The organism is Limnohabitans sp., from assembly GCF_044361645.1.
Lineage (GTDB): Bacteria > Pseudomonadota > Gammaproteobacteria > Burkholderiales > Burkholderiaceae_C > Limnohabitans_A.
Genome location: NZ_JBIKIL010000184.1, coordinates 1 through 4,646, shown reverse-complemented (window position 1 = coordinate 4,646; position 4,646 = coordinate 1). Strand labels below are relative to the sequence as shown.

The 4,646-nt window shown below is 61.6% G+C and carries 5 protein-coding genes and 1 pseudogene; 1 reads left to right on the top strand and 5 read right to left on the bottom strand.

Annotated features, from left to right (window positions below; translation table 11 throughout):
* On the bottom strand, positions 1-1,046 hold a 1,046-nt coding region (locus ACIQ39_RS18595; protein WP_396436071.1), incomplete at its 3' end, for a Clp protease N-terminal domain-containing protein.
* A gap of 86 nt (positions 1,047-1,132) precedes the next feature.
* On the opposite strand from ACIQ39_RS18595, the gene ACIQ39_RS18590 reads away from it, so the two are divergent.
* Positions 1,133-1,684: a hypothetical protein gene (locus ACIQ39_RS18590; protein WP_396436070.1), complete on the top strand. Its 552-nt coding sequence runs from the start codon at positions 1,133-1,135 to the stop codon at positions 1,682-1,684.
* 37 nt (positions 1,685-1,721) lie between these two features.
* Here ACIQ39_RS18590 and ACIQ39_RS18585 read toward each other — a convergent pair whose 3' ends face one another.
* From ACIQ39_RS18585 to ACIQ39_RS18570, 4 genes and pseudogenes are all read right to left on the bottom strand, one after another.
* Complete coding sequence (locus tag ACIQ39_RS18585) at positions 1,722-2,210, bottom strand: molybdenum cofactor biosynthesis protein MoaE (protein ID WP_396436069.1); 489 nt, start codon at positions 2,208-2,210, stop codon at positions 1,722-1,724.
* 4 nt (positions 2,211-2,214) lie between these two features.
* On the bottom strand, positions 2,215-2,466 hold the full coding sequence (locus tag ACIQ39_RS18580) for a MoaD/ThiS family protein (RefSeq protein ID WP_396436068.1): 252 nt from the start codon (positions 2,464-2,466) through the stop codon (positions 2,215-2,217).
* The gene (gene glp, locus ACIQ39_RS18575) at positions 2,463-3,809 is read right to left on the bottom strand and encodes a gephyrin-like molybdotransferase Glp (protein WP_396436067.1); all 1,347 of its coding nucleotides are present in this window, start codon (positions 3,807-3,809) and stop codon (positions 2,463-2,465) included. The genes ACIQ39_RS18580 and glp overlap by 4 nt, the downstream gene beginning before the upstream one ends.
* A pseudogene (locus ACIQ39_RS18570) lies at positions 3,806-4,646 on the bottom strand (threonine synthase); the annotation flags it as partial. The pseudogene ACIQ39_RS18570 and the gene glp, both read right to left, overlap by 4 nt.

Here is a 4,646-nt window from a genome sequence, read left to right as displayed (position 1 = left end):
CGCAAAATGGCGATGGTGGCCTCCACCGTGGGCTCATTGACCAGTATTTTCTGAAAACGCCGCTCCAAGGCCGCGTCTTTTTCAATGTATTTGCGGTACTCGGCCAGCGTGGTGGCACCCACGCAATGCAACTCGCCCCTGGCCAAGGCGGGCTTGAGCATATTGCCCGCGTCCATCGCGCCCTCGGCTTTGCCCGCGCCGACCATGGTGTGCAACTCGTCAATGAAGACAATGGTCTGGCCCTCGTCTTTGGCCAGTTCGCTCAGCACGGTTTTCAGCCGCTCTTCGAATTCGCCTCTGAATTTGGCACCGGCCAACAAGGCGGCCATGTCCAAGGACAAGACCCGCTTGCCTTTGAGCGAGTCGGGCACTTCGCCCGCCACGATGCGCTGGGCCAGACCCTCCACGATGGCGGTCTTGCCCACGCCGGGCTCGCCAATCAAAACCGGGTTGTTTTTGGTGCGCCGCTGCAGCACTTGGATGGCCCGGCGGATTTCGTCGTCACGGCCAATCACCGGATCGAGCTTGCCGATGCGCGCGCGCTCGGTCAAGTCGATGCAGTACTTCTTGAGCGCTTCGCGCTGACCTTCGGCATCGGCGCTGCCCACGCTTTGACCGCCGCGAACCGCATCGATGGCAGATTCAAGGCTTTTGCGGTTCAGGCCATGCTCTTTGACCATGCGGCCAGCCTCGGACTTGCTCTCGGTCAGCGCCAGTAAAAACAATTCGCCTGCGATGAACGCGTCGCCTCGTTTGATGGCCTCTTTTTCAGCCGCCTGCAGAAGTTTGACCAAGTCGGGGCCCACCGTCACTTGCTCTTGACCGGTGACCTGTGGCAACCGCGTCACCGCAGCATCGGCCGCCAAAAGCAAGGCCTGAACTTGAACGCCCGCCCGCGTCAAAAGGGCTTTGGGGCCATCGTCTTGCTTGAGCATGCTCACCAAAACGTGTGCGGGCTCGATGTAAGCGTTGTCTTTGCCAAGCGCCAGCGACTGGGCGTCAGACAGGGCTTCTTGGAATTTGGTGGTCAGTTTGTCAATGCGCATGTGGTTTCTCCAATGAGCCCTAATTTGTGATGAATGCAGGATTTACAAGGGTGATAATCAGCTCGCCCTTGACAAAACTCAAAAGCATGAACATCCATCAATTGAACGTGTCGCACGATGAGCGACAAGACCGCTTGCTGTTGCGACTGAACACCCCAAACCTCCAAGAGTTTCGTTTTTGGCTGACACGTCGAATGACCATGCGTTTGGTGCCTGCGATCGAACAGTCGGCCTTGAGGCTCGAGGCGGCTCAACCGGGGGTTGCGGCTGCTGATGCGCCGACACAGCAGATGCTGGGGGAACTCAAGCGTGAGGCATTTTTAAGCCATGCCAACTTCGCCACCCCTTTCAAAGACCAAGCCACCCAATGGCCGCTGGGCACTGAGCCCTTGCTGGTCACCGATGCCCGCCTGAGCATCCAAGCGCAGGGCGCACTGGAATTGGCGTTTGAGGACAAATCTGACCCCACCCAAAGCAAGACCTGCAAGATGCTGCTGCCATTGAATTTGGTGCATGGCATGGTGCACCTGATTCAACAAGCCAGTGAAAAAGCCCAGTGGCGGGTGGTGGACATCACCCAGCAAGCGACGGCGCCTGACCCCAGCTCGCCGCCAACACCGCCTCGCTACACCCATTGAATTTTTTGCGCTGCCTGGGTGGCCGAGCCGCAAAGGCTCAGCCGTTGTGGGCCGAAATACCCCAGCGCGCCAGCGCTGCGTCGTCGCTGACACGGGCATCGACCCAGTGTGCGCCTTGTGGGGTCTGCTCTTTTTTCCAAAACGGGGCCTGGGTTTTGAGGTAGTCCATCAAAAATTCACAGGCCTTGAAGCTCTCACCCCGGTGGGCCGAGGTGACGGCCACCATGACGATCTGGTCGCTGGGCAACAAAGGCCCGACACGGTGCACCACACGCGCCGCATAAAAATCAAAGCGCTGATGGGCCTCGTCGATCATGGCCTCGATCGACTTTTCGGTCATGCCCGGGTAGTGCTCCAGTTCCATGGCCTGCACCTCATCGCTGGCTTGGCCCGTCAAAGCACGGGTGTCGCGCACCGTGCCGACAAAACTGCACACCGCCCCGACCCGCAGGTCTTGGGCGCGCAAGGCCAAGATTTCGTGCGACAGCTCAAAGTCCTCGGTCTGGATGCGCACACGGGTCTGCATGGCCTCAGCCTCCGGTCACAGGGGGGAAAAATGCCAATTCGCAGTCGGCCGTCAACGGTGTCGCACCGCTGGCCATGACCTGGTTGAGCGCCACACGCACCGGCATGTCCAGCGCCAAGCACTGCGCATGCACACCACCACGGGCAATCAATTCTTGGCGCAATGCGGCCACATCGGGCGCGTTGGTTTGCACCGTCTCCGCGCCCACACCGATGGTTTCGCGCAAAGAGGCGAAATATCGCACCTGAATCTTCATGACAACCACTCTGAAAATGACAAAAAATGGAGCATGTCACCGTGCGCCACGGTCTGCCCCGCCGGGATGTCGACCACGCCGTCGCCCCACACCACCGAGGTCAAAACCCCCGAGCTTTGGTTGGGGAACAGGTCCAGCCCGCCTTGTGCGTTGCGCCGAACGCGCAAAAATTCACGCCGTTTGTCGGCCTTGGGCACCGCAAAATGGGCGGGCAATGGCCAAGGCATGGGGGGCTGCGGGCTCGACCCTTGCAGCGCCAAAATCAATGGTTTGACCAAGAGCAAAAACGTCATGAAGCTCGACACGGGGTTGCCCGGCAGGCCGACAAAATGCGCGGCGCCAGGGGCTGTGCTGCGCCGCACATGGCCAAAAGCAAAGGGTTTGCCGGGCTTCATGGCGATCTGCCAGAGCGCCAAGGCCCCCAAAGATTGCACTGCGGGTTTGACATGGTCTTCTTCGCCCACCGACACACCGCCGCTGGTCACGATCAGATCGTGCTGCTCGGCCGCCGACTGCAGGGCCGCCAGCGTGGCCTCGCGGCGGTCGGGAACAATGCCCAAGTCGCTCACCTCGCAACCCACACGCTGCAGCAAGGCCCGCAAGAAAAACCGGTTCGAGTTGTAAATCGCCCCGGGCGGCATGTCGCAAGGGGCCACATCCCCAGGCATGACCAACTCGTCGCCCGTGGAAAACAAAGCCACCTTGGGCCGCCGCACCACGGACAACTGCGCCAGCCCCAAGCTGGCCGCCAGCCCCAATTCGGCCGGCCCCAATTTTTGGCCGCGCTGCAGCACGCTGTCGCCGGTGCGCACATCTTCGCCACTGCGGCGCACCCATTGGCCCGCTGGGGCGGTGGTCAAAAAGCGAACGCGCAAAGTGCGCGGCACGGTGTCAGGCACGGTGTCAGGCACGGTGTCAGGGGCCGTGACAGGGGCCGTGTCCAAAGCAGCCACCGGCTCGGTTTGCTCTTGCATGACCACGGCATCGGCCCCTGGGGGGATGGGCGCACCCGTGAAAATGCGCGCCGTTTGCCCGGGCAACAAAGCCTGGCCTGAATGTCCTGCGGCGATGCGCTGGGTCACGGCCAATTCAGCCCCCACCTGCTGCACATCGGCGCTGCGCACGGCATAACCGTCCATGGCCGCATTGTCAAAAGCGGGCACCTGCAAGGACGACACCACCGCATGCGCCAGCACCCTGCCATCGGCCTGCAACGTGGCCACCGTCTCCACCCCTGGCAAGGGCGTGATGGAGGACAACAAGGCCTGCAAGGCGTCATCGAGCGACATCAAGGGCGCGCGCGCGGGGCTGGGTGGGGCTGTGGGGCGTGGTGCCGTGCTCATGGCTGTGCGTCGCAATGCTGGGTGATGTAGGCCTTGACCAGCGCCGCATCCGCCGCCATGAGCTGCACGCGCTTGGGCAGGGCTTCGATGCCTTCGAACTGCGGTGGACGCACGGGCTGGCGGCCCAAGGCCTCCACGATGGTGGCCGCAAATTTGATGGGCAAAGCGGTTTCCAGCACCAACATGGGCACGTGCGGGTCGCGGTGCTCCAGGGCCACCTTCACACCATCGGCCGTGTGGGTGTCGATCATCACGCCGTGCTGGGCAAACACCTGCTGTAGGGTTGTCAGGCGGTCGGCATGGGTGCTGCGGCCACTGTCAAAGCCGTACAAAGTGGCCGCCTGGGCAAAACGCGCATCGCCCGAGAGGTCAAAAAAGCCATGGCGGCTCAGGCCTTCGCCAAAGATGGCCTGGGTTTTGACGCTGTCGCGCCCCAGCAAATCAAACACAAAGCGCTCGAAGTTGCTGGCCTTGGAAATGTCCATGGAGGGGCTGGAGGTCTCATGTGTGTCGGCCGTGCCGCGCACCCGGTAAACGCCGGTGCGAAAGAACTCGTCCAGCACATCGTTCTCATTGGTGGCCACCACCAAGCGCTCAATCGGCAAACCCATCATGCGGGCCACATGGCCGGCACACACATTGCCAAAATTGCCGCTGGGCACGGTGAAGCTGACCTTTTGCGCGTTGCTGTGGGTGGCCTGGAAGTAACCGGCAAAGTAGTACACCACCTGGGCCAACAGACGCGCCCAGTTGATGGAGTTCACGGTCCCAATTTTGTAACGGCGCTTGAAGGCCAAGTCGTTGGACACCGCTTTCACGATGTCCTGGCAATCGTCG